This window comes from Novosphingobium sp. PC22D, assembly GCF_002556635.1.
Taxonomy (GTDB): Bacteria; Pseudomonadota; Alphaproteobacteria; order Sphingomonadales; family Sphingomonadaceae; genus Novosphingobium.
Window position 1 is genome coordinate 251,740 of record NZ_MWMO01000001.1, and the last position, 22,566, is coordinate 274,305.

Sequence of the window (22,566 nt, forward strand, 5' to 3'; positions counted from 1 at the left end):
CTTATCCGGGCAGGTCCGAAAAAGCGCTATATGTAGCCATCCCATGTTCGTTTCGATTATCGACATATAGCAGTGGCCTGAACGCCTCGCCGGATGAACATTCTAGCTTTGCGGGCAATTCTTTGACTTCGACCCGATGCCCTCGCTCGATCCGTTTCGGTGCGGATTGCCGCTTTTCTCGCGAGACGTCGGCCCCTGACAGCGCGGCGCGCGCGGGTGATTTCGCATCCGCTGCGGCATACCCGCAATGACGCCTTGATTGCCGCTCCGTTTTGCGCCATCCGCCGCGCACCGAGGCCGTCTTCCACTTAGCATGCCTCGCCGTGGCCGCCGGCCATTTGCGCGTTTTCGGGAGTGGCTGACATCGAAGGTGACGTTCTCGTGGGCGTGGCCCACATTCCCGACGGCGTCGAGATGCGACTGGTGCAGCACGGCGAGGCCTTCACCATCCTGCTCGAGGACAACGAGCTGATGAGCACGCTCGCCAGCGCCTCCGAAGAGGCGCTGGCGACGATGACCTTCGAGAAGCTGCGCGACCGGCCCGCGCAGCACTGGCTGATCGGCGGCTACGGCATGGGCTATACGCTGCGCGCCGCGCTCTCGGTGCTGGGCGCCGACGACGAGGTGTTCGTCGCCGAGATCGTGCCCGAGATCATCGAATGGGCGCTCGGGCCGATGGCGAAGTTCACCGCCGGTTGCCTCGACGATCCGCGGGTGATGATCGTCGACGAGGACGTCGCGCGGCTGATCCAGGCGGCGCGATGCGGCTACGATGCGATCCTGCTCGATGTCGACAACGGGCCCGAGGGCCTCACGCGCTGGCGCAACGACCGGCTCTATTCGCGCGAGGGGCTGCAGGCCGCGATGCGCGCGCTCACGCCGGGGGGGATTCTCGCGGTCTGGTCGGCCTGGCCTGATCCTGAGTTCACCGCGCGGCTCGAGGACGCTGGCTTCGAAACGGTGAGCGAGGTCGTGCGGGCGCGGCCCGGCGGCAAGGGCTTCCGCCACGTCATCTGGTTCGCGCGCAAGCCCGCGTAGGCGGAGTTCGCGACGCCAGAATCACCTCGCGGCCGCGATCATCAAAAAAGGGCGAAGTCTCAGCGGCGCTGCGGGCGGCGCTCCTGACCGTCCCGTTGGAGGCCTTTGCGCGGGTCGGGCGGTTGACCCTGCGAACGCCAGTACATACATACCGGGTAAATTAGATTATTCTAATATAAAGGTGTGTCATGGAGACCCGGACCGACCACGCCCGCGACGCCGCCGCCGACCGGATCGACCGCGCGCTGGGCGACAGTTCCAAGCGCCCCGCGATCGCGGCGTTCTTCGACGAGGCGACGAACACCGTAAGCTACGTCGTCCATGATCCGGCGACGCGCGAGGCCGCGATCATCGATTCGGTGCTGGACTACGATGCGGCGGCGGGGCGGACCTCGCACCGCTCGGCGGATCGCATCATCGCGCACATCGAATCGAATGATCTGAAGGCGACGTGGCTGATCGAGACGCACGCGCATGCCGATCATCTCTCCGCCGCACCCTATCTTCAGGAAAGGCTCGGCGGAACGCTCGCGATCGGCGCCGAGATCGTGCGCGTGCAGGAGGTCTTCGGCAAGCTCTTCAATGCCGGGAGCCGGTTCGCGCGCGACGGATCGCAATTCGATCATCTGTTCGAGGACGGCGAGACGTTCCGCATCGGCGGGCTCGAGGCGATCGCGCTGCACGTGCCGGGGCACACCCCGGCCGACATGGCCTTCGTCGTGGGCGACGCGGCCTTCGTCGGCGATACGATGTTCATGCCCGACTACGGCACCGCCCGTGCCGACTTTCCCGGCGGCGACGCGCGGCAACTCTTCCGCTCGATCCGCCGCCTGCTCTCGCTCCCGCGCGAGACGCGGCTGTTCCTGTGCCACGACTACAAGGCGCCGGGGCGCGACGAATACGCCTGGGAGACCACCGTCGGCGCGCAGCGCGACGCGAACGTCCACGTCAGGGACGGTATCGGCGAGGACGATTTCGTCGCGATGCGCACCGCGCGCGACAGCGGCTTGTCGCTCCCCAACCTGATCCTGCCGAGCGTCCAGGTGAACATGCGCGGCGGCCGGCTCCCCGAGCCCGAGGGCAACGGTGTGCGCTACCTCAAGATTCCGCTCAACACGGTCTGAGCCGAACGCGCCGCCACCATGGACCTGCTCCATATCGCGCTGGGACTGCTTTCGGGCGGACTGGTCGGTTTCACGCTCGGCCTCGTCGGTGGCGGCGGGTCGATACTCGCGGTGTCGCTGATGGTCTATCTCGTCGGGGTGCCCAGTCCGCATGTCGCGATCGGGACGAGCGCGCTCGCGGTCGCGGTCAATGCCGCCTCCGGCCTGATCCAGCATGCGCGCGAGCACACGGTCAAATGGCGCTGCGGCCTGATCTACGCGCTCGCCGGAATCGTGGGCGCGCTGGGCGGCTCGACGCTGGGCAAGGCGGTCGACGGGCACAAGCTGCTGTTCCTGTTCGCCGTCGTCATGATCGTCGTCGGCGTGCTCATGCTGCGCAGCCGCAAGGCCGAGGGCGATCCCGCCGTCCGGTGCGACCGCGCGAACGCGCCGCGGGTCATCACCTTCGGCTTCGGGACCGGCGCGTTCAGCGGCTTTTTTGGTATCGGCGGCGGCTTCCTGATCGTGCCGGGCCTCATGGCGGCGACCGACATGGCGATGATCAACGCGGTCGGCACCAGCCTGATCGCTGTGACCGCCTTCGGTCTCACCACCGCAGCGAACTATGCCTTCTCGGGCCTCATCGACTGGGTGCTGGCGCTGGTCCTCGTGCTCGGCGGCGCGGCGGGCGGAGTCCTCGGAACCGCGTTGGCGAGGCGCCTGTCGGACGGCGGGAAACTGAAAATCGTGTTCGCGGGCCTGATCTTCGCCGTCGCCGCCTATATGCTCTGGCGAAGCGGGGCCGCGCTGTAGCGTCGATCGGCCCCGATCGCGGCGCCAAGGTCCTCCCGGCTGCAAGTGGACTTGACCGCTGCTGCGCTTGCGTCCGCGCGCGCTTGCGTCTGCCCCGGCCATCTGTGAAGCCTCGGGAAACACGCCACAAGTCGGGGAAGAAGTGACCAAATCGGTCGTCACGCTCGAGGACAAGTACACACTGGGCGAAGGGCAGGTCATGCTCTCCGCGCTGCAGGGCGTGGTCCGCCTGCTGCTCGATCAGGCGCGGCGCGACAAGGCGGCGGGTCTGAACACCGCCGGCTACGTCACCGGCTATCGCGGCTCTCCGATCACCACGCTCGACGCGCAGCTCTGGGCTTCGGAAAAGCTGCTCAAGGCGCACGACATCCGGTTCGAGCCGGGCCTCAACGAGGAACTCGCGGCGACGTCGGTGCGCGGCACCCAGCAGCTCGACTGGTACGGCAAGGCGCGCGTCGATGGGGTTTTCGCGCTGTGGTACGCCAAGGGCGTGGGCGTCGAGCGCGCAGGCGAGGCGATCAAGGCGGCGAATTTCGAGGGCACGCATGCCAGGGGCGGCGCGCTGCTGCTGTGCGGGGACGATCACGCGGCCAAGTCCTCGCTCACCGCGCACCAGTCCGAGCACGTGCTGGTCACGGCCATGGTGCCGGTGCTCTATCCGGCGACGACCGACGAGATCCTCTCGATGGGCGAGATCGGCTGGGCGATGAGCCGCGCCACCGGCCTCTATGTCGGCATGAAGGCGGTGACCGACACGCTCGACCTCACGACGACGGTGACGCTGCCGGGCCACACGTTCCCGATCGCGGTGCCCGAGCGGGCAGCGGGCGCCGCCTCGCCCAACCTGCGGCTCGCGATGTCCGCGCTGGCGCAGGAGCAGGCGGTGATCGAGCAGCGCCTGCCGCTGGTCGCGCCGTTCGCGAGGGCGAACGGGCTCGATCGGGTCAGCCACGAGGCGCCCGCGCGCCGCCTTACGATCGTCACCGCCGGCAAGGCCTGGCTCGACGTCTGCCAGACGCTCGCCGACCTTGGCCTGGACGAGGCCGAGCGCCGGGCGATGGGGCTGCGCGTGGTCAAGCTCGGGCTGGTCTGGCCGCTCGACCCCGCGTTCGCGCGCGAGGCGATCGGCGGCAGCGACGAAGTGCTCGTCGTCGAGGAAAAGCGCGCCTTCATCGAGGAGCAGCTCGCCCGGCTGTTTTACGGAACCGCCGATGCCCCGGCGATTTCGGGCAAGACCGCGCCCGGCGGCGGCAAGCTGCTCTCCGAGATCGGCGTGCTCGATCCCGGTGCGGTGCGGCGCGCGCTGGTCTCGCGGCTCTCCGCACTGGGCATGCTGAGCGACGCGGTTGCGGCGCGCGACGCGGCGCTGCGCGATCTCGAGGGCGGCGCCAAGGCGCTGGCGCTCACCGCGATCCGGCCCGCCTATTTCTGTTCGGGCTGTCCGCACAACACCTCGACGCTCGTGCCCGAGGGCAGCGCCGCGATGGGCGCGACCGGCTGCCACGGCCTCGCGCACTACATGCCCGAGCGGCACACGATGCAGACCGTTTCGATGGGGCAGGAAGGCATGCCCTGGATCGGCGCGCAGAGCTTCGTCGAAACCCCGCACATGTTCCAGAACCTGGGCGACGGGACGTACACCCATTCGGGCCTGCTGACGATCCGCGCGGCGGTGGCGGCCAAGAGCCGCGTGACCTTCAAGATCCTCTACAACGATGCCGTGGCGATGACCGGCGGCCAGCCCGCCGAGGGCGCCATGACGCCCGAGCAGATCGTGCGCGAACTGGTGACCGAAGGCGTGTCTCCGGTGGTGCTGGTGAGCGAGGACCCTTCGCGCTTTCGCCAGAGCGACCTTCCGACCGGAACCCGCGTGCTCCATCGCGACGAACTCGACAAGGTGCAGCGCGAATTGCGCGAGCTGACGGGCACCAGCGCGATCGTCTACGAACAGACCTGCGCCAACGAGAAGCGCCGCCGCCGCAAGAAGGGCGCCTATCCCGATCCCGACAAGCGCTTCTTCATCAATACGGCGGTGTGCGAGGGTTGCGGTGACTGCTCGGTGCAGTCGAACTGCCTTTCTGTGGTGCCGGTCGAGACCGAGTTCGGCCGCAAGCGCGCGATCGACCAGTCCACCTGCAACAAGGACTATTCCTGCGTGAAGGGCTATTGCCCGAGCTTCGTTGAAGTGACGGGCGGCACGCTGGTGAAGCGCAGCTTCGACGACGCGGCGATTGCCGACAGGCTCGCCGCGCTGCCCGAGCCCGAGGTTCGCGATGTCTCTGCGGGGCCTTGCGCGATGCTCGTCACCGGCATCGGCGGCACCGGAGTGCTCACGGTCGGCGCGATCCTGGCCATGGCCGCGCACCTCGAAGGCAAGGCCGCCAAGGTGCTCGACCAGACCGGCATGGCGCAGAAGGGCGGCGCGGTTACCAGCCACTTGCGCATCGGCCCGGACGCCGCCGCGATCCCCTCGGCGCGGCTCGGCACCGGGCAAGCTGACGTGATCGTTGCCTGCGACCTGATCGTCGGATCGGGTCCCGACGTGCTCGCGCTCGCCCGGCCCGATACGCAGGTGCTGGCCAACGAGGACGTCGTCCCGACCGGCGAATTCCAGCGCAACCGCAATCTCGACCTGACCGCGACGCGCTTTCTCGCGGCGATCGGCAAGCGCGTCGACCCGGCGAACGTGGCCTCGCTCCGCGCCGGATCGCTGGCGACGCGGCTGCTGGGCGATTCGATCTTCACCAACCTGATGATGGTCGGCTTCGCGGCCCAGAAGGGGCTGTTGCCGGTCTCGCTCGCCTCGATCGAGGAGGCGATCCGGCTCAACGGCGTGGCGGCGAAGGCGAACCTGTCGGCGCTGGCGCTTGGGCGGCTCGCGGCGGTCGATCCCGACGCGCTGTTCGATCTCGCCCACGAGCCCGCGCACGCCGATACGGCGCCGCGCGGCTACGCGGCGGAAGTCGAGCGCCAGTGCGAGCGCCTGCGCGCCTGGCAGAACGAGGCCTGGGCCGACGACTACCGCGCCTTCCTCGCCGAGACCGAGGCGACGCTCGCCGCGCGCGGCATCGAAGCGCGCGAGCCGCTGATGGTCGAGGTGGCGCGCGGGCTCGGCAAGCTCATGGCCTACAAGGACGAATACGAGGTTGCCCGGCTCTACTCCGAACCGGCTTTCCGCGCGCGCTTTGCCGAGACCTTCGCGGGCGATCCCAAGCTGCACCTCCATCTCGGCTCGCCGCTGATCAGCCGCAAGATCGACGCCAAGACCGGCCGGCCGAAGAAGGTCGCGTTCGGGCCGTGGATCTTCCCGGCCTTCCGGATGCTGGCCAAGCTCAAGACACTGCGCGGCACTGCGTTCGATCCCTTCGGCTGGCAGGCGGACCGCAAGCTCGAGCGCGCGCTGATCGGCGAATACCGCGATCTGGTGCGCGAGATCGCGGCGACGGTGACGCCCGCGACGCTGGACGTCGCGGCGGAGATGGCCGGCTCGGTCGATCTCGTTGCGGGCTACGGCCCGGTCAAGGAAGCCGGTGTCGAGGCGTTCCGTGCCCGCGTGGAAGAGCTTCGCCCGGGACTCGCCGCCGCCGCGCCCGGCCGGCGCGAGCCCGAGCCCGCCTGAGCCATTCCGCCCGGGCGGTAAATTTCGCGCGGCGTTGCCCGTGACCAACGATTGCCGCACCGTGCGGGGATCGCACGAGCGCGCGCCGAAGGCCGCCTGCCAGCGGGAGAGGACATGAACCAGCGGGAATTTGCGAGGCGATGCGGATCACGGGCGCCGACGGCGCGCGCATGCAAGGGGACCCGGTCGTGAGCGATTCCCTCGCCGATCTCGCGGACAAGCAGGCGATCACCGAACTGATCCATGCCTATTGCCGCGCCGTCGACCGGCTCGACGTGCCGCTCGGCCGGTCGATCTGGCACGAGGACGGCTATGCCGACTACGGGGCCGGCTACTACCAGGGGCCGGGCCGCGACGTGATAGACCGGATCTGCCAGGATCACCTCGGCCTCGTGAGCCATTCGCATCTGGTCTCGAACATCCTCATCCGGCTCGACGGCGAGGACGCGGGCAGCGAAGCCTATGTCAATGCCAGTCTGCGGCTCATGCGCGAGGGCGCTCACCATCAGATCGGCGTTCGGGCGCGCTATTGCGACCGCTGGCAGAAGCGCGGGGATCGCTGGGGCCTGCTTCACCGCGTCGTCGTTTTCGACCATCAGGAGATCCGCGAGGTCCGGCCGATGCCGGGCCACGGGCTGCCCGCCGCGCGCGACCGCTCCGATCCGTCGTACCGCGTGCTCGCGGGCGGCAGGCCCGAGCACAACGAGATGGAGACACGATGACCGACGACACCGCCGACAGACTGGCAATCATGGACAAGATGCACCGCTACTGCCGCGCCGTCGACCGGCTCGACGTGGCGCAGGGCTATGCCGTGTTCCACGAGGACAGCACGACTGATTTCGGCGCGGCCTACAAGGGAACGGGCCACGGCTGGATCGACTACATCTGCAAGCGCCACCGCGACTTTCTGCACCACTCGCACCAGGTGACGAACGCGATCATCGAGATCGACGGAGACCGCGCTGGCAGCGAATCCTACGTCTTCGCCACCCTGCGCGAGCGGATTGAGGACAAGGTCGTCCAGCGCCAGTTCTGGGCCCGCTACGTCGACACCTGGTCGAAGCGCGACGGCGACTGGGCGATCGACGCGCGCGAATGCGTGATCGATTTCGACAGCCAGGGCGTCGTCACACCGATGGCGCAGCACGATCGCGCGGCGCGCGACAATTCCGACCCATCCTACTCGGTCCTGAAGGAAATCTCATGAGCGACAACCGTATCACCGTCTCCTTCGACATGCGTTCGCCCGACTGGGCGACGCCGACGCACGAGCTTTACGGCGCCGCGATCGAGATGGCCGCCTTCGCCGACCGGATCGGCCTCGATGCCATCAACCTGATGCAGCATCACGGCTCCGATGACGGCTACCTGCCGCAGCCCTTCACGCTGGCGGGGGGCATGGCCGCGGTCACCAAGCGCATCCGCTTCATGCTCGGCGCGGTGATCCTGCCGCTGCACGATCCGGTCGAGCTGGCCGAGCACATCGCGGTGGTCGACAACATGTCGAACGGGCGGCTGAGCGTGATCTTCGGCGCGGGCTACGTGCCGTTCGAGTTCGAAATGTTCGGCAAGTCGCTCAAGGACCGCGCGAAGCTGATGGACGCGGGGCTCGAGATCATCCTGCGGGCGCTCAAGGGCGAGAAATTCGAGTTCGAAGGGCGGCCGATCTACGTGCGCCCGCTGCCGGTGCAGGAGCCCGAGAACATCATCATGGTCGGTGGCGGCGTTCCCGCCTCGGCGAAGCGCGCGGCGCGCTTCGGCGTCGGCTTCGGGCCGATGAAGCCGGGTCTCACCGAGCTATACCTCGCCGAATGCGAGCGCCTCGGCCACACGCCGCGCGCGCATTACGATCCGCAGCCCGGCATGCCGCTCGCGATCCACTTGTGCGAGGACCCGGAAGCCGGCTGGGAGGCGATCGCGCCGCACGCGGTGCATGTCGTCAGCGAGTACGCCAAGTGGGCCGAGCAGGAGGGCGACGCCTCGAACTCGCCCTTCAAGGGCCTCGACGATCCGGCGATTCTCAAGCAGGCGGGGCTGTTCGCCGCCTGGACGCCCGACCAGCTCGTCGAGCGCGTCGCCACCGCGCCGCCGGGCGCCAACGTCGGCCTTCAGCCCCTGCTCGGCGGTCTCTCGCCAGAGGAGGGCTGGAAGAGCCTCAAGCTGCTCGAAGCCACGCTGCCGCGCTTGCGTGAGGCGGTGGCGGCCTAGCCTTGCGGTGATCCGCAGGTGCGGGAAGGCGCAGGACCATGCCGGGTCTTGCGCTATCCCGCCGTCGTGCCCGCGTCGATGCTGATGCAGGCGCCGTGGTAGCCGCGCGCCGCGGGGCTGGCGAGGAAGGCGACGCAATCGGCGACATCCTCGATCTCGTTCATCCCTCGCGCGCTGCCGATGCGGCCGATCAGGTCCTGGTCGCATCCCTCGAGCGCGGCCATGCCCGCGACCATGCCGGTCATCATCCCGCCCGGCGCGACGGCGTTGATCCGGATGGGCTCTTTGGCGAACTCCATCGCCAGCGCCTTCGTCATGTTGGTGAGCGCGGCCTTCGTGGCGCAATAGGCGGCGAAGTAGGCCTGTCCCTTGAAGGCCGCGCAGCTCGTGACGTTGACCACCGCGCCTTCGGCTTCGAGCAGCGCGGGCAGCGCGGCGCGGATCAGGAAGAACGGGGCTTCGAGGTTGACCTTCATCGTCAGGTCCCAGGCCGCTTCGTCGTAGTCCGGGGTTCGCCCCGGCTTCATCACCCCGGCGACGTTGCACAGCGCATCGAGCCGCCCGAACTCGCCGAGCGCGCGTTCCACCGCTTGCGCGCAGTTCGGCCGGTCCGCCAGATCGAGCGGCAGTTCGAGCGCGGCGCGCCCCATGGCCCGCACGGCCTCGGCGGTGCGCGCCAGACCCTCCGCGTCACGGTCGACCAGCGCGAGGTCCGCGCCAGCGCCGGCCAGCTTGAGCGCGCTTGCCGCGCCAAGGCCGGCCGCCGCTCCCGTCACCAACGCCACCTTGCCGCCCATGTTCGCGCTTGCCTGCATCGCTTCTCTCCTCACCCTCTCCAGGGCAGCGATCATGCCGCCTGGTAATGCTCCCGGACAAGCGCGACGAAGGGGCTCGAGAGCGCCTGGGCGATATGCGCCTCGCTCGCGTGGAGCAGGCCGAGGCTGCGTTCGAGATCGAAGTCGCGCACGGGCACCATGGCGAGGCCCGGCCCGGCGAAGCACTCGGGCATCATCCCTACCCCTGCGCCGCTTCGCACCACCGCGAGCACGCGCTCGTCGCTGGTGGTCTTGAGCACGAAGCGTGGCCGCACCCCGCGCGCGACGAAGAAGCGGTTGATCTCGGGCAGCGCCTCGCAATGGCGGCGCAGCGCCATGCGGTCACGCGCGAGCTGCTCGGCCATGACCGCCTCCTCGCCCGCGAGCGGGTGGTCGGCGGGCAGCACCATCATGTAGCGTTCGCGCGCCAGTTCCTCGGGGGCGAAGCGCGCCTGATGTGGCCGGATCACCGTCCAGGCGAGGTCGAGCCGCCCGCGTTCGAGCCGCTCGGCGATGTCGCGCTCGGAGCCGTCGATCATTTCGAGCGCCTCGCCCGAGCCGAGCGCGCGATGCGCGGCGAGCAGCCGTTCGACCAGCGCCGAGGGGATCGTGCCGAGCACCCCGATCCGCAGCAGGGTGGGGTCGGTCACTTCGCCCAGCTCGACCAGCGCATGCTCGTATTCGGCGGCGATGCGCCGCGCGCGCACCAGGAAGCGGCTTCCCGCGGGCGTCAGCGCCACGCCCTGCCGCGTGCGGTCGAACAGCCGCGCGCCCAGTTCGCGCTCCAGCTTGGCGATCCCGGCCGAGAGCGTGGGCTGGGTCACGCTCACCCGCACGGCGGCGCGGCTGAACGTGCCGGTCTCGGCCACGGCGAGGAAATAGCGCAGCAGGTACTGGTCGATCATAGGCGTGGTCTATGGCTAACCGCCGAAACTTTCAATTTCCCCTCGCGTATGCGGCTGTCTAGATAGACGCGACAAATCCAGCGGAGAGGAAGAGGCATGAGCGCGCCCGTGCTCCAGACCAGTATCCAGCCAGACAGCCCCGAGGCGCAGGCCCGCGCGGCGCACAACCGCGCGCTCGCCGAAGAACTGCGCCAGCGTGTTGCCGAAGCCGCGCTCGGCGGTCCCGCCAAGTCGCGCGAGCGCCACGTCAGCCGGGGCAAGCTGCTGCCGCGCGAGCGGGTCGAGCGGCTGGTCGATCCCGGCTCGCCGCTGCTCGAACTGGGCCAGCTCGCCGCGAACGGCCTTTACGGCGAGGACATTCCCGGCGCGGGCCTCATCACCGCGATCGGCGAAGTCTCGGGCCGGCCCTGCATGATCGTGTGCAACGACGCGACGGTGAAGGGCGGAACCTATTACCCGATGACCGTCAAGAAGCACGTGCGCGCGCAGGAGATCGCGGCCGAGAACAACCTGCCGTGCATCTACCTCGTCGACAGCGGCGGCGCGAACCTGCCGCACCAGGCCGAGGTCTTTCCCGACCGCGATCACTTCGGGCGGATCTTCTTCAACCAGGCGAACATGAGCGCCAAGGGCATTCCTCAGGTCGCCTGCGTCATGGGAAGCTGCACCGCGGGCGGCGCCTATGTGCCCGCCATGTCGGACGAGACGGTGATCGTGAAGGAGCAGGGCACGATCTTCCTCGCCGGGCCGCCGCTGGTCCAGGCCGCGACCGGCGAAGTGATCTCCGCCGAAGACCTGGGCGGCGGCGAACTGCACAGCCGCAAGTCCGGCGTGACCGACCATCTCGCGGAGGACGATCCGCACGCGCTCACCATCGTGCGCGACATCGTCAGCCATCTTGGTCCGCGTCACGATCCCGGGCTCGACCTGCGCGAGAGTCGCCCGCCCAGGTACGACCCGGAAGAGCTCTATTCGATCATCCCGGAAGACGTGCGCGCGCCCTATGACGTGCACGAGGTGATCGCACGGATCGTCGACGGCAGCGAGTTTCACGAGTTCAAGGCACTCTACGGCAATACGCTGGTCTGCGGTTTCGCGCATATCCACGGCCAGCCCGTGGCGATCCTCGCCAACAATGGCGTGCTGTTCTCCGAATCCGCGCAGAAGGGCGCACACTTCATCGAACTGGCCTGCCAGCGCCGCATCCCGCTGCTGTTCCTGCAGAACATTTCCGGGTTCATGGTCGGCGGCAAGTACGAGGCCGAGGGCATCGCCAAGCACGGCGCCAAGCTGGTGACGGCGGTGGCGACGGCCACGGTGCCCAAGATCACCGTGCTGATCGGCGGCAGCTTCGGCGCGGGCAACTACGGCATGTGCGGGCGCGCCTATGCCCCGCGCTTCCTGTTCACCTGGCCCAACGCGCGGATCTCGGTGATGGGCGGCGAGCAGGCCGCGAGCGTGCTCGCCACCGTCCACCGCGACGCCGACAAGTGGGACGAGCGCGAGGCCGAGGCGTTCAAGGCACCGATCCGCCAGAAATACGAGGACGAGGGCAACCCCTACTACGCCACCGCGCGGCTGTGGGACGACGGCGTGATCGACCCGGCGCAGACCCGCGACGTGCTGGGCCTCGCGCTCGCCGCCTGTCTCGAAGCGCCGATACCGGAGGCACCCCGCTTCGGGGTGTTCCGGATGTAAATATGCGAACAGTATATCAAGAAGATGAGTTTGGGTGTGGTATTGCGTGCATCGCCATGTTCTCCGGACTTACATATCATGCTGCAAAGAAAATAGTTGCAGGTATCGAGGGCTTGTACGATGAAAGCAGTGGCATTGATTATGAACCAATGTTTGATTTCCTCAGAATTAGAGGATTTATGGTCAGTAAAAAATTCGCATTAAACTTGGAAAACCCGATTACACGTGTATCTGGAAATGCAATTGTTGATGGCTTCACGCTTGGAACGAGAGGGTCAATCAGGCGAAATTCAGAAAGAAGTCATTGGGTGGTTTGGGATGCCGAATCTCAAGTGATCCGAGATCCGGCTGGATATACGAGGCCATTTCTTGCCACCAAGTGTTGGAAGGTGTCATGATCCAGTCCCTCCTCATCGCCAATCGCGGCGAGATCGCCTGCCGCGTCATCCGCACCGCGCGGCGCATGGGCATTCGTACCGTCGCGGTCTATTCCGACGCCGATGTCTCGGCGCTGCACGTGCGCGAGGCCGACGAGGCAGTGCACATCGGCCCTTCGCCGACGCGCGAGAGCTACCTCGTGGGCGAGAAGATCCTCGCCGCCGCCAAGCAGACCGGGGCCGAGGCGATCCATCCGGGCTACGGGTTCCTGTCCGAGAACGCCGAGTTCGCGCAGGCGGTGATTGACGCGGGGCTGGTCTGGGTCGGGCCGAACCCGGCCTCGATCACCGCGATGGGCCTCAAGGACGCCGCGAAAACGCTGATGGCCAAGGCGGGCGTGCCGGTGACGCCGGGCTACATGGGCGCGGACCAGTCTGTCTCGACGCTCGCCGAGGAGGCCGACAAGATCGGCTATCCGGTGCTGATCAAGGCGGTCGCGGGCGGCGGCGGCAAGGGCATGCGGCTGGTCGAGGAGGCGGACGACTTCGCCGATGCGCTCGCCTCGTGCAAGCGCGAAGCGGCGGCGAGCTTCGGTAACGACCATGTGCTGATCGAGAAGTACATCCTCTCGCCGCGCCACATCGAGGTGCAGGTCTTCGGCGACAGCCACGGCAACGTCGTCCACTTGTTCGAGCGCGACTGCTCGCTGCAGCGCCGCCACCAGAAGGTGATCGAGGAAGCGCCCGCGCCGGGCATGGACGCGGCGACGCGCGCCGAGCTTTGCGCGGCGGCGGTGCGCGCGGCCAAGGCGGTTGACTATGTCGGCGCGGGCACGATCGAGTTCATCGCCGACGGCTCCGAAGGGCTTCGCGCCGACCGCATCTGGTTCATGGAGATGAACACGCGCCTGCAGGTCGAGCATCCCGTGACCGAGGAGATCACCGGGGTCGATCTGGTCGAGTGGCAGCTTCGCGTCGCCAGCGGCGAGCCGATCCCGATGGCGCAGGAAGACCTCGGCATCGAAGGCTGGGCGATGGAAGCGCGGCTCTATGCCGAAGACCCGGCCAAGGGCTTCCTGCCCTCGATCGGCACGCTCGAACTGCTGCAGTTCGGCGAGAGCGAGGGCGGGCGCATCGACACCGGCGTGACCGAGGGCGCCGAGGTCTCGCCGTTCTACGATCCGATGATCGCCAAGGTCATCGCCCACGGCGAGACTCGCGAGGAAGCGCGAGAGCGGCTGGCCGACATGCTGTCGGACAGCGCGGTCTGGCCGGTGCGGACCAATGCCTCGTTCCTGGTGCGGGCGCTCGACCATCCCGACTTCGTCGCGGGCACGGTCGATACCGGGCTGATCGGCCGCGACGGCGAGGCGATGGCCGAGGAACCCGAACCGTCCGAGACCGTGCTCGAAGCAGCGGCCACCTCGCTGGTGCCGCTCTACGACATGCCCGCCTTCCGGCTCAATGCGGCGCCCGTGCGATCGGCGTGGTTCCTGCTCGAGGGCGAGACGCGCGAGATCGCGCTCGCGGGCGGCAGCGCCGAACCGGCGAGTTCGGTGCTGGTCACCGAGCAGGGTCAGGCCTGGCTGCTCGAACCCTGGCGCAAGGATGCGGCGCACGGCGCGGCGGGCGGCTCGGGCTCGATCCTCGCGCCGATGCCGGGCAAGGTCATCGCCGTCGAGGTCGAGGCGGGCGAGGAGGTCAAGGCGGGCCAGAAGCTGCTCACGCTCGAGGCGATGAAGATGGAACACACGCTGACCGCGCCGTTCGACGGGATCGTGGCCGAACTAAACGCCAAGGCCGGTCAGCAGGTGCAGGTCGAAGCGCTGCTCGCGCGGATCGAGGAGAGCGAATAATGCCCGGACGCTTTTTCGACGAATGGCAGGTCGGCGACAAGCTGACCCACCAGCCGAGCCGTACCGTCACCGAGACCGACAACCTCATGTTCAGCGCGATGACGCACAACATGCAGCCGCTGCATCTCGATGCCGAGACCGCGAAGGCGAGCGAGTTCGGCCAGATCCTGGTCAATTCGACCTTCACCTTCAGCCTCGCGGTGGGGCTCTCGATCGCGGACACGACGGTGGGCACGCTCGTCGCCAATCTCGGCTTCGACAAGGTGATCACCCCCAAGCCGACCTTCCTCGGCGACACGCTGACCTGCCACAGCGAAGTGATCGAGATGCGCGAAAGCAAGTCGCGTCCGACACAGGGCATCGTCGTGTTCAAGCACGAGTTGACCAATCAGCGCGGCGAGGTCGCGCTATCGATGCTGCGCACGGTGCTGCTGAAAAAGAAGCCTGCCTGATCGCGCTTGCCTTGGCCGCCACGCGCATACCAGTGTGGCCGCGATGACAGTCGGGAGGGAGAGGACCGATGAACGATCTCATGGCGGCGGAATTCGCCATCCGCCAGTTGCAGGCGCGCTACGCCGATGCGCTCTGGCGCAAGGACGCGGATAGCTTCGCGGCGCTGTTCACGCGGGACGGCGAGTGGAAGGTCGCGGGCATGCACCTCAAGGGCCGCGAGGAGATCCGCGAGACCTTCGCGCGGTTCATGCTGCAGATCGACCGGGTGCTGATGACGTTCCGGACGCCGATCGTCGATATCGTCGACGGCGTGATCACGAGCCGGACCTACGTGACCGAGCAGAACAAGTTCGCTGACGGCGCAACGGCTTCGACGCTGGGCATCTACTACGAGCGCTTCGTTGAGGAAGCGGGCGCTCTGCGCTTCGCGTTCCGGCACTGGAACCTGCACTACATCGGGCCGGCGGACCTTTCGCGCAAGTTCTACGAGGTTCGCGAATACGGTGCGCCGCCGGGCTTTCCCGGACCCGACGATCCGACCACGGTGCGCACAGATTTCCTGTTCGCGGGCTCGGCCGCGCCGTAGGGCGCTGTCAGCCCGATAGCTGGTCCGACAAGCTGCGCGCCGAATCGCGCAGGGCGTGCTTGAGCCGGGGCAGCGCCTCGCCGCGCAGCGCGCTGCCGATGCCGATCGCGACGAGCGCGTGGCTCGGCCTCGCCGACTTGGTCCAGACCGGCGCAGCGGCGACCGTCACTCCCGCGATGTAGTGTCCGGCATCGATGGCGATACCTTCCTCGCGTGCCTGGTCGACCTGGCGGCGCCATTCCTCCCAGCTCGGCGGCTCGTCCCAGCGCAGCACGTCGAAGCGCGGGCGCAGCTCGGCATCGGAGTAGTTGCCGAACGCGGCGATGCAGCGCCCCGTGGCCGAGACCAGCGCGGGAAAGCGGCTGCCGACCTGGGTCGAAAGCTGGAAGCTCTGGCTTGACTGCGACATGGCCACGACGATGATGTGACCGAGCCCCATGAGCTTCACGGCGAGCGTGGTGAGACCGTACTCCCCGCTCAGCCGGTCGAGCACGGGCTGCGCGAGATCGTGGAACTTGTCGCGCCGCAGCCAGTGCCGCGCGAGCGTGAGCACCCCGGCATCGAGCGCGTAGCGCTTCGTATCGGGGTCGAAGGCGACCAGTTCCTCGATCACCAGCGCGCGTAGCACGTAAAGGCAGGTGCTCGGAACCATATCGAGTTCGCGGGCGATCGCCTGGACGCCCATCGCGGTGCCGCGCTTGCCGAGCAGCCGCAGCACCGCGGCGGCGCGCGCGATCGCGGGCGCCTTGCTGGCCCTGACCGTTTCGGGAAGATCGTCGGTCGCCATCAACTGCCTCACAATCGGAGAGTCATTCAATATATTGAATATTGTTCAACATTTGCAATGTCAACGCCGATGTGCAAAAGGGCCTGCAACGAAATCAACGCGCAAGAGCGAGTCGCGCGCGGCTCGCTCCGGGACGGGAAGGGCAGATGCCGAAACTGACCGAATTCACCAGCTATGCGGATGCGCAGGCCCATGCCTCTTCCGCGGGGTTATGGGATCTGTTCGACGGGGATCGCGAGCACCTCAACATCGCGCACGAGTGCATCACCCGCCATGCCGATGGCTCGGGCCGGCCGGCGGTGCGGATCGCGCATGCCGACGGCGCCGACGAGATCCTCAGCTTCGATACGATTTCCGCGGGCGCGGCGCGCTTCGCGCACTGGCTCGATGCCGAGGGCGTGCAGCCGGGCGATCGCATCGCCTTCATGCTCGAGCCCTCGCTGCCTTTCTACGTGTGCCTGTTCGGGGCGATGCAGACCGGCGCGATCTCGGTGCCGCTGTTCACGCTGTTCGGGCCCGACGCGCTGAGGCTGCGCGTGGGCGACTGCAACCCGTCGATCCTGATCACGAATGCCGAGAAGGCGGACCTCGCGCGCTCGGTCGCGGTCGCCGGCAAGCCGCGCGTGATCGTCGCCGACGACGCGTTGCTGGCAAGCCTGGAGGCCTTCCCCGCCACTTACGAGCCCAAGACCAAGGCCAATGACATGGCCGTTTTCCAGTACACCAGCGGCACCACGCGCGAGCTTCCGGAGGCGGTCAAGCACTCGCACCGCACGCTCGTCACGCTGATGTTCGCCGCGCTCTACGGCACCGGCATCCGTCCGGGCGACGAGTTCTTCTGTCCGTCATCGCCTGCCTGGGGCCATGGTTTGTGGCACGGCACGCTCGCGCCGCTGGCGATGGGCGTGACCACCGGCACCTTCGCGGGCCGGTTCGATCCGGTGCGGCTGATGAAGGCGCTCGACGACTATCGCATCACCAACATGAGCGCGGCGGCGACGCACTACCGGATGATGAAGAACTCCGGGAAGGGCGCCGATTTCACCTTCCACTTCGAGAAGCTGAGCTACACTGGCGAGCCGATCGATCCGGCGACGCTCGAATGGATCGACGAATACTTCAAGGTGCCGGCCTGCTCGATGTACGGCACCACCGAGATCGGCGTCGTGCTGGTGAACTATCCCGGCGCGAAGGATTTCACCGTCAAGCCCGGCTCGCTGGGCAAGGCGGTTCCGGGTCAGAAGCTCGAGGTGCACCGTCCTGACGGCACGGTCTGCGATCCCGGCGAGATCGGCGAGCTGATGCTGTGGCGCGCCCAGAAGGGACAGGAACCCGGGTGGATGACCACCAAGGACCGCGCGAAGACCGACGAGGATGGCTATTTCTACCACTGCGGTCGCGCCGACGACGTGATCATCTCGGCGGGCTGGACGATGTCGGCGGTCGAGATCGAGAACACCATGCTGCGCCATGACAACGTGCTCGAATGCGGCGTGATCGGCGTTCCCGACGAGAAGCGCGGGCAAGTGGTCAAGGCCTTCGTCGTCGCCAATCGCGAGGGCAGCGACGAATTCGTGCGCGAGTTGCAGGAGTTCACCCGCGAACGGCTCGCGCAGCATGAATTTCCGCGGCTCGTCGAGTTCGTCGACGAACTGCCCAAGAACCCCGCCGGCAAGGTCCACCGCAAGAAGCTGCGCGACCTCGAGGCGGAGCGGGCGAGGGAAGCCGCGACGTGACGCACACGCTTCCTCGTCATTCCCGCGAAGGCGGGATTCCAGGCTGAGCCGCGACGGTTGCGACTGGCCCCCGCCTTCGCGGGGATGACGAATTTTCATACGAATGCAATTTCAGGAGTGAGAGACAATGGCAGAAGCAGACGCCCCGAAGACAAAGTTCCCCAAGATCACCGAAGAAGGTCTCGACGACCTGCGCAAGCGCATCGGGGTCAAGATCGAGAACACGGTCGAGCCCTGGAACTACGAAGCGACGCGTGATGCGATCCGCCACTATGCGCACGGCATCGGTGACGACAATCCGCTGTGGTGTGACCCGGAATACGCGGAAAAGACGAAGTACGGCTCGATCGTCGCGCTGCCTTCGTTCCTGTTCACCACCAGCCGCATCGTCTCGGGCTATTGCGGCGGCCTGTCGGGCGTTCACGCGATGTGGGCGGGTGCCGACTGGACCTGGCACAAGCCGGTCCTCCGCAACGACACGATCCGCGCCGAGGCCTATCTGAAGGATCTCGTCGAGCACCAGACCAAGTTCGCGGGCCGCTCGTTCCAGCAGATCTATCACGTCGACTTCTACAACCAGGAAGGCGACCACGTTGCCGGCGCCGATTCCTGGGTGTTCCGCACCGACCGTGACGAGGCGCGCGAAAAGGGTACGAAGTACACCGAGGCGCGCGGCCGCGTCGAGCCCTACACCCAGGAGCAGCTCGACGAGTTCTACGACATCTACGACAACGAGGAAGTGCGCGGCGCCACCCCCCGCTACTGGGAGGACGTGAACGTCGGCGACAAGCTCTCGCCGATGATGAAGGGCCCGATGACCGTCACCGGCTTCATCTGCTACGCGCAGGGCTGGGGCGGCCTTTACATCCGCGCCAACAAGCTCGCCTACAAGATGCAGAAGGCGCACCCCGGCCTCGGTATCCGCAACCGCTTCAACGTGCCCGACTGCCCCGAGCGCGTGCACTGGGACGAAGCCTTCGCGCTCGAGGTCGGCGCGCCGGGCGCCTACGACTACGGTCCGGAGCGCTGCTCGTGGCTCACCCACCACATGACCAACTGGATCGGCGACGACGGCTTCCTGCACAAGTCGGATTGCCAGATCCGCCGCCACAACCCGGACGGCGATGCCATGGTCCTGACCGGGGAAGTGACCAGGAAGTTCGAGGAGAACGGCAAGAAGTACGTCGAGGTCGAGCAGAAGGCGACGACGCATCGCGGCGAGCTTTCCGCTTTCGGCACCTCGGTCGCCGAACTGCCGAGCAAGGCCTGATTGCGAGCGGCCGCCGCCGGGCATAGGCTCGGCGGCGGCTCCGCGCCGAACCGGGCGCGGCAATCGGGAGAGAGATCTTGAACGTCACGAGCGCAAAGACGCCGACCTTCAGGCCCGACGGCACCGTGGCGGTGCCCGCCTTCGATCTGCCGGTCTCGCCGCTCGTCAGCGAGGAGGCGGCGGCCGCGCAGCGCGCGCTGGCCGAAGCGCCGCCCTTTTCGGTGTCGCTTGCCGAGGGCGATGTCACGGCGCACCGCGAGGCGATCAACGCCTACGTCGCACCGCAGGTCGAACATTTGCGCAAGGCTTTCGCGGTGGAGGTGTCGCATGCCGAGATCGCGGGCGTCGAGGTGATCGACGTGACCCCGGCGGGCGGCGGCCACGATCCCGACCGGGTGCTCGTCAACCTGCATGGCGGCGCCTTCGTCATCGGTTGGGACGGGAGCGCGCTGCTCGAATCGGTGCCCATATCGGCGCTGGGCAGCTATCGTGTGATCTCGGTCAACTACCGCATGGCGCCAGAGCATCGCCATCCGGCGGCGATCGAGGATGTCGTGGCGGTCTACCGCGCGCTGCTCGACGATTATGCGCCGGGCCGGATCGGCATCTACGGCGGATCGGCGGGCGGCGTGCTCAGCGCGCAAGTGGCGGGCTGGCTGCCCCGGCACGGATTGCCCCAGGCCGGCGCGGTCGGAATATTCGGTGCGGGCGGCGCGCCGTTTCACGCGGGGGAATCGGCCTACATCGCGGGCTATGTCGACGGCTCCTTCGCGCCGCCGCCGCCCGACGGCTCACCGATCGAGGACATCACCCGGGGCTACTTCGACGGCGTCGATCCGCGCGATCCCGTCGCCTGGCCGGCTTATCATCTCGACGTGCTCGAAGCCTTCCCGCCGACGCTTGTCATCACCGGCACCCGCGCGGTCGATCTCAGCCCGGCGATCTATACGAATTCGCAGCTCCTCAAGGCGGGCGTGCGCTCGACGCTGATCGTCGGCGAGGGCATGGGCCATTGCCACCATTACCGGCTCGACCTGCCCGAAGGGCGCGATGCGGTGGAGCAGATCCTTTCCTTCTTTCGCGAGAATCTCACCTGACCGTCATGACTGAGGCTGCGACGACATCGAACTGGGCTGGTCCGCTCGCCGGCGTGCGCGTGCTAGACTTCACGCGCGTGCTCGCCGGGCCTGCCGCAAGCCTCGCGCTGGCCGACCTGGGCGCGGAGGTCATCAAGATCGAGCCGCCCGGCACGGGTGACGAGACGCGCACCTTTCCGCCGATGCGTGAGGGCGAGAGCCACTATTACCTCGCGGTCAATCGCGGCAAGAAGTCCATCGTCGTCGACCTGAAGTCGTCCGAGGGGATCGCGCTGGTCAAGGATCTCGCGGCCAAGTGCGACATCCTCGTCGAGAACTACCGCCCCGGAGTTATGGACCGGCTCGGGCTCGGCTGGGAGGTCATGCACGCGATCAATCCGCGGCTGATCTACTGCGCGATCTCGGGCTACGGCCAGACCGGGCCGCTCAAGGACCGGCCGAGCTTCGACATCGTCCTGCAGGCGATGAGCGGCGCGCTGTCGATGAACGGCGAACGTGACGGCTTGCCGACCAAGCTGGGCATTCCGCTCGGCGATCTGGTCGGCGGGATCAACGGGCCGATCGGGATCATCTCGGCGCTCTACGAGCGCGAGCGTACCGGCAAGGGGCGGTATATCGACGTCAGCCTGATGGACGGGCTGATGGGCATGCTCGGTTATATCGCGCAGCTCGCCTTCTTCACCGGCAGCGATCCGCAGCGGGTCGGCTCGCAGCACCCGAACCTCGTGCCTTACGGCATCTTTCCGGCGCGCGACGGGTCGATCGTGATCGCGTGCCTGACGCCCGGCTTCTGGAGCCGGATCTGCGCCTCGATCGAGCGACCCGAACTGACCGGCGATGCGCGCTACGACACGCTCGAAAAGCGGCGCGACGCACGCGAAGAGGTCAACGCGATCGTCTCGGCCTTTACCGAGACTCGCACTGTCGACGAACTCGTCGCGATCTTCACCACGCACCAGGTTCCGCATGCGCCGATCCTCGGCGTGACCGAGGCATTGTCGCAGCCGCAAGCCAGGGAGCGCGAGATGGTGGTCGAAGTCGAGCATGCCGCGCTCGGCACGATCCCGATCGTCAACCGCTCGATCCGCTTCGACGAGCCGCAGCCCTTGCCGACCGCGCCGCCCGTGCTCGGGCAGGATACCGCCTCGATCCTCGAAGACGTGCTAGGCCTCAGCGCCGAACGGATCGACGAATTGCGCCGGGCAGGCGTCGTCGCCTGAGCTTGCGCGGCGCCGGGCGGGACGGCATGGCCTGTCAAAACGCGAGGGAGAGCGAACGCGATGGATGAACTGCGCTTCGACGGACGAGTGGCCGTCATCACCGGCGGCGGACGCGGGCTCGGCCGCGCCCATGCGCTGTTGCTGGCGCGCCGGGGGGCGAAGATCGTGGTCAACGATCCCGGCGTCTCGATGGCGGGCGATCCGACCGACGAGGGCCCGGCCGATGCGCTCGTCGCCGAGATCAAGGCGCTGGGCGGCGAGGCGCTCGCCAGTACCGACAGCGTCGCGACGCCCGAGGGCGCCAGGGCGATCGTCGGGGCCGCGCACGAGGCCTTCGGCCGCGTCGATATTCTGATCCATTCGGCGGGCAACGTGCGGCGCGGCAGGCTGACCGAGCTGAGCTACGAGGACTTTGACGCGGTGCTCGACGTGCACTTGCGCGGGGCCTTCAACATGGTGCGCGAGTGCTTCCCGCTGATGATGGCGCAGCGCTATGGCCGGATCGTTCTCACCAGCTCGATCAACGGGCTCTACGGCAAGTCGGACAACGTCAATTATTCGATCTGCAAGGCCGGGATGATGGGGCTTTCCAACACCGCCGCGATCGAGGGGCAGAACGACGACGTGCGTTCGAACCTGATCGTTCCGGCGGCGGTGACCCGTATGTCCGAGGGCATCGATACCAGCAAGTTTCCGCCGATGACGCCCGAGCAGGTCGCGCCGATGGTGGCTTACCTGTGCCACGAGAGCAGCACCGCGACCGGCGAGATGTACGCGGCGATGGGCGGGCGCCTCGCGCGTGCGTGGATCGCGGAGAACGCGGGCGTCTATCGCCCCGACTGGAGTCTCGAGGACGTGGCCGGACAGATCGACATGATCCGCTCTGGCGGAGAGCAACTCGCCTTTCCGCCCGTGCCCGACGGGCAGCTCGACCATCTCATGTACGGCTTCGGGATGATCGCCAGGGCCGGAGCGGACTGAG

General features: G+C 67.6%; 20 protein-coding genes. 17 read left to right on the plus strand and 3 right to left on the minus strand.

Annotated elements, in window-relative coordinates; genetic code table 11:
- Positions 1-414: 414 nt before the first annotated feature.
- From B2G71_RS01135 to B2G71_RS01165, 7 genes are all read left to right on the plus strand, one after another.
- Complete coding sequence (locus B2G71_RS01135; protein WP_098104388.1) at positions 415-1,038, plus strand: spermidine synthase; 624 nt, start codon at positions 415-417, stop codon at positions 1,036-1,038.
- A gap of 188 nt (positions 1,039-1,226) precedes the next feature.
- Complete coding sequence (locus B2G71_RS01140) at positions 1,227-2,162, plus strand: MBL fold metallo-hydrolase (RefSeq protein WP_098103926.1); 936 nt, start codon at positions 1,227-1,229, stop codon at positions 2,160-2,162.
- Between the two features lie 18 nt (positions 2,163-2,180).
- Positions 2,181-2,954, plus strand: a complete 774-nt coding sequence (locus B2G71_RS01145; protein WP_098103927.1) for a sulfite exporter TauE/SafE family protein — start codon at positions 2,181-2,183, stop codon at positions 2,952-2,954.
- A 142-nt stretch (positions 2,955-3,096) separates the two neighbouring features.
- Complete coding sequence (locus tag B2G71_RS01150) at positions 3,097-6,573, plus strand: indolepyruvate ferredoxin oxidoreductase family protein (protein WP_098103928.1); 3,477 nt, start codon at positions 3,097-3,099, stop codon at positions 6,571-6,573.
- A 188-nt stretch (positions 6,574-6,761) separates the two neighbouring features.
- Positions 6,762-7,295 (plus strand): nuclear transport factor 2 family protein, encoded by a 534-nt coding sequence (locus B2G71_RS01155; protein WP_240529945.1) that lies wholly within the window; start codon positions 6,762-6,764, stop codon positions 7,293-7,295.
- Positions 7,292-7,783 (plus strand): nuclear transport factor 2 family protein, encoded by a 492-nt coding sequence (locus tag B2G71_RS01160; RefSeq protein ID WP_098103929.1) that lies wholly within the window; start codon positions 7,292-7,294, stop codon positions 7,781-7,783. Before B2G71_RS01155 ends, B2G71_RS01160 begins: the two co-directional genes overlap by 4 nt.
- The gene (locus B2G71_RS01165; protein WP_098103930.1) at positions 7,780-8,784 is read left to right on the plus strand and encodes an LLM class flavin-dependent oxidoreductase; all 1,005 of its coding nucleotides are present in this window, start codon (positions 7,780-7,782) and stop codon (positions 8,782-8,784) included. The genes B2G71_RS01160 and B2G71_RS01165 overlap by 4 nt, the downstream gene beginning before the upstream one ends.
- Positions 8,785-8,837: 53 nt before the next feature.
- Here the strand turns inward: B2G71_RS01165 and B2G71_RS01170 are convergent, their stop codons facing one another.
- Entirely contained in the window at positions 8,838-9,599 is a 762-nt protein-coding gene (locus B2G71_RS01170; protein WP_098103931.1) for an SDR family oxidoreductase, read from the minus strand.
- Positions 9,600-9,631: 32 nt separating this feature from the next.
- Positions 9,632-10,504, minus strand: a complete 873-nt coding sequence (locus tag B2G71_RS01175) for a LysR substrate-binding domain-containing protein (RefSeq protein WP_098103932.1) — start codon at positions 10,502-10,504, stop codon at positions 9,632-9,634.
- Between the two features lie 96 nt (positions 10,505-10,600).
- Here B2G71_RS01175 and B2G71_RS01180 point away from each other — a divergent pair, with 96 nt between their 5' ends.
- The 5 genes from B2G71_RS01180 (at position 10,601) to B2G71_RS01195 (ending at position 15,474) form a co-directional block, all read left to right on the plus strand.
- The gene (locus B2G71_RS01180) at positions 10,601-12,202 is read left to right on the plus strand and encodes a carboxyl transferase domain-containing protein (RefSeq protein WP_098103933.1); all 1,602 of its coding nucleotides are present in this window, start codon (positions 10,601-10,603) and stop codon (positions 12,200-12,202) included.
- A gap of 2 nt (positions 12,203-12,204) precedes the next feature.
- Entirely contained in the window at positions 12,205-12,600 is a 396-nt protein-coding gene (locus tag B2G71_RS23610; RefSeq protein ID WP_141521457.1) for a hypothetical protein, read from the plus strand.
- Complete coding sequence (locus B2G71_RS01185) at positions 12,597-14,435, plus strand: acetyl/propionyl/methylcrotonyl-CoA carboxylase subunit alpha (protein WP_098103934.1); 1,839 nt, start codon at positions 12,597-12,599, stop codon at positions 14,433-14,435. The genes B2G71_RS23610 and B2G71_RS01185 overlap by 4 nt, the downstream gene beginning before the upstream one ends.
- Positions 14,435-14,887 (plus strand): MaoC family dehydratase, encoded by a 453-nt coding sequence (locus B2G71_RS01190; RefSeq protein WP_098103935.1) that lies wholly within the window; start codon positions 14,435-14,437, stop codon positions 14,885-14,887. Before B2G71_RS01185 ends, B2G71_RS01190 begins: the two co-directional genes overlap by 1 nt.
- A gap of 68 nt (positions 14,888-14,955) precedes the next feature.
- On the plus strand, positions 14,956-15,474 hold the full coding sequence (locus tag B2G71_RS01195) for an SgcJ/EcaC family oxidoreductase (protein ID WP_098103936.1): 519 nt from the start codon (positions 14,956-14,958) through the stop codon (positions 15,472-15,474).
- Positions 15,475-15,481: 7 nt separating this feature from the next.
- Here the strand turns inward: B2G71_RS01195 and B2G71_RS01200 are convergent, their stop codons facing one another.
- Positions 15,482-16,261 (minus strand): IclR family transcriptional regulator C-terminal domain-containing protein, encoded by a 780-nt coding sequence (locus tag B2G71_RS01200; RefSeq protein WP_098103937.1) that lies wholly within the window; start codon positions 16,259-16,261, stop codon positions 15,482-15,484.
- Between the two features lie 146 nt (positions 16,262-16,407).
- Between B2G71_RS01200 and B2G71_RS01205 the strand changes: the two genes are divergently transcribed.
- The 5 genes from B2G71_RS01205 (at position 16,408) to B2G71_RS01225 (ending at position 22,565) form a co-directional block, all read left to right on the plus strand.
- A complete protein-coding gene (locus B2G71_RS01205; RefSeq protein ID WP_098103938.1) occupies positions 16,408-17,997 on the plus strand; it encodes an acyl-CoA synthetase in 1,590 nt (529 codons plus the stop codon).
- Positions 17,998-18,124: 127 nt separating this feature from the next.
- Positions 18,125-19,267 (plus strand): MaoC family dehydratase N-terminal domain-containing protein, encoded by a 1,143-nt coding sequence (locus B2G71_RS01210; protein ID WP_098103939.1) that lies wholly within the window; start codon positions 18,125-18,127, stop codon positions 19,265-19,267.
- Positions 19,268-19,344: 77 nt separating this feature from the next.
- A complete protein-coding gene (locus B2G71_RS01215; RefSeq protein WP_098103940.1) occupies positions 19,345-20,364 on the plus strand; it encodes an alpha/beta hydrolase in 1,020 nt (339 codons plus the stop codon).
- A gap of 5 nt (positions 20,365-20,369) precedes the next feature.
- Positions 20,370-21,584: a CaiB/BaiF CoA-transferase family protein gene (locus B2G71_RS01220; RefSeq protein ID WP_098103941.1), complete on the plus strand. Its 1,215-nt coding sequence runs from the start codon at positions 20,370-20,372 to the stop codon at positions 21,582-21,584.
- Positions 21,585-21,644: 60 nt separating this feature from the next.
- The gene (locus B2G71_RS01225) at positions 21,645-22,565 is read left to right on the plus strand and encodes an SDR family NAD(P)-dependent oxidoreductase (RefSeq protein ID WP_098103942.1); all 921 of its coding nucleotides are present in this window, start codon (positions 21,645-21,647) and stop codon (positions 22,563-22,565) included.
- Position 22,566 lies beyond the last annotated feature (1 nt).

What these genes read in the sequence shown, in the direction of transcription:
- B2G71_RS01220 (WP_098103941.1), top strand. Translation starts at nt 20,370, where the DNA reads ATGACTGAGGCTGCGACGACATCGAACTGGGCTGGTCCGCTCGCCGGC.
- B2G71_RS01225 (WP_098103942.1), top strand. Translation starts at nt 21,645, where the DNA reads ATGGATGAACTGCGCTTCGACGGACGAGTGGCCGTCATCACCGGCGGC.
- B2G71_RS01160 (WP_098103929.1), top strand. Translation starts at nt 7,292, where the DNA reads ATGACCGACGACACCGCCGACAGACTGGCAATCATGGACAAGATGCAC.
- B2G71_RS01170 (WP_098103931.1), bottom strand. Translation starts at nt 9,599, where the DNA reads ATGCAGGCAAGCGCGAACATGGGCGGCAAGGTGGCGTTGGTGACGGGA.
- B2G71_RS01175 (WP_098103932.1), bottom strand. Translation starts at nt 10,504, where the DNA reads ATGATCGACCAGTACCTGCTGCGCTATTTCCTCGCCGTGGCCGAGACC.
- B2G71_RS23610 (WP_141521457.1), top strand. Translation starts at nt 12,205, where the DNA reads ATGCGAACAGTATATCAAGAAGATGAGTTTGGGTGTGGTATTGCGTGC.
- B2G71_RS01190 (WP_098103935.1), top strand. Translation starts at nt 14,435, where the DNA reads ATGCCCGGACGCTTTTTCGACGAATGGCAGGTCGGCGACAAGCTGACC.
- B2G71_RS01140 (WP_098103926.1), top strand. Translation starts at nt 1,227, where the DNA reads ATGGAGACCCGGACCGACCACGCCCGCGACGCCGCCGCCGACCGGATC.
- B2G71_RS01195 (WP_098103936.1), top strand. Translation starts at nt 14,956, where the DNA reads ATGAACGATCTCATGGCGGCGGAATTCGCCATCCGCCAGTTGCAGGCG.
- B2G71_RS01210 (WP_098103939.1), top strand. Translation starts at nt 18,125, where the DNA reads ATGGCAGAAGCAGACGCCCCGAAGACAAAGTTCCCCAAGATCACCGAA.
- B2G71_RS01180 (WP_098103933.1), top strand. Translation starts at nt 10,601, where the DNA reads ATGAGCGCGCCCGTGCTCCAGACCAGTATCCAGCCAGACAGCCCCGAG.
- B2G71_RS01135 (WP_098104388.1), top strand. Translation starts at nt 415, where the DNA reads ATGCGACTGGTGCAGCACGGCGAGGCCTTCACCATCCTGCTCGAGGAC.
- B2G71_RS01185 (WP_098103934.1), top strand. Translation starts at nt 12,597, where the DNA reads ATGATCCAGTCCCTCCTCATCGCCAATCGCGGCGAGATCGCCTGCCGC.
- B2G71_RS01205 (WP_098103938.1), top strand. Translation starts at nt 16,408, where the DNA reads ATGCCGAAACTGACCGAATTCACCAGCTATGCGGATGCGCAGGCCCAT.
- B2G71_RS01200 (WP_098103937.1), bottom strand. Translation starts at nt 16,261, where the DNA reads ATGGCGACCGACGATCTTCCCGAAACGGTCAGGGCCAGCAAGGCGCCC.
- B2G71_RS01165 (WP_098103930.1), top strand. Translation starts at nt 7,780, where the DNA reads ATGAGCGACAACCGTATCACCGTCTCCTTCGACATGCGTTCGCCCGAC.
- B2G71_RS01145 (WP_098103927.1), top strand. Translation starts at nt 2,181, where the DNA reads ATGGACCTGCTCCATATCGCGCTGGGACTGCTTTCGGGCGGACTGGTC.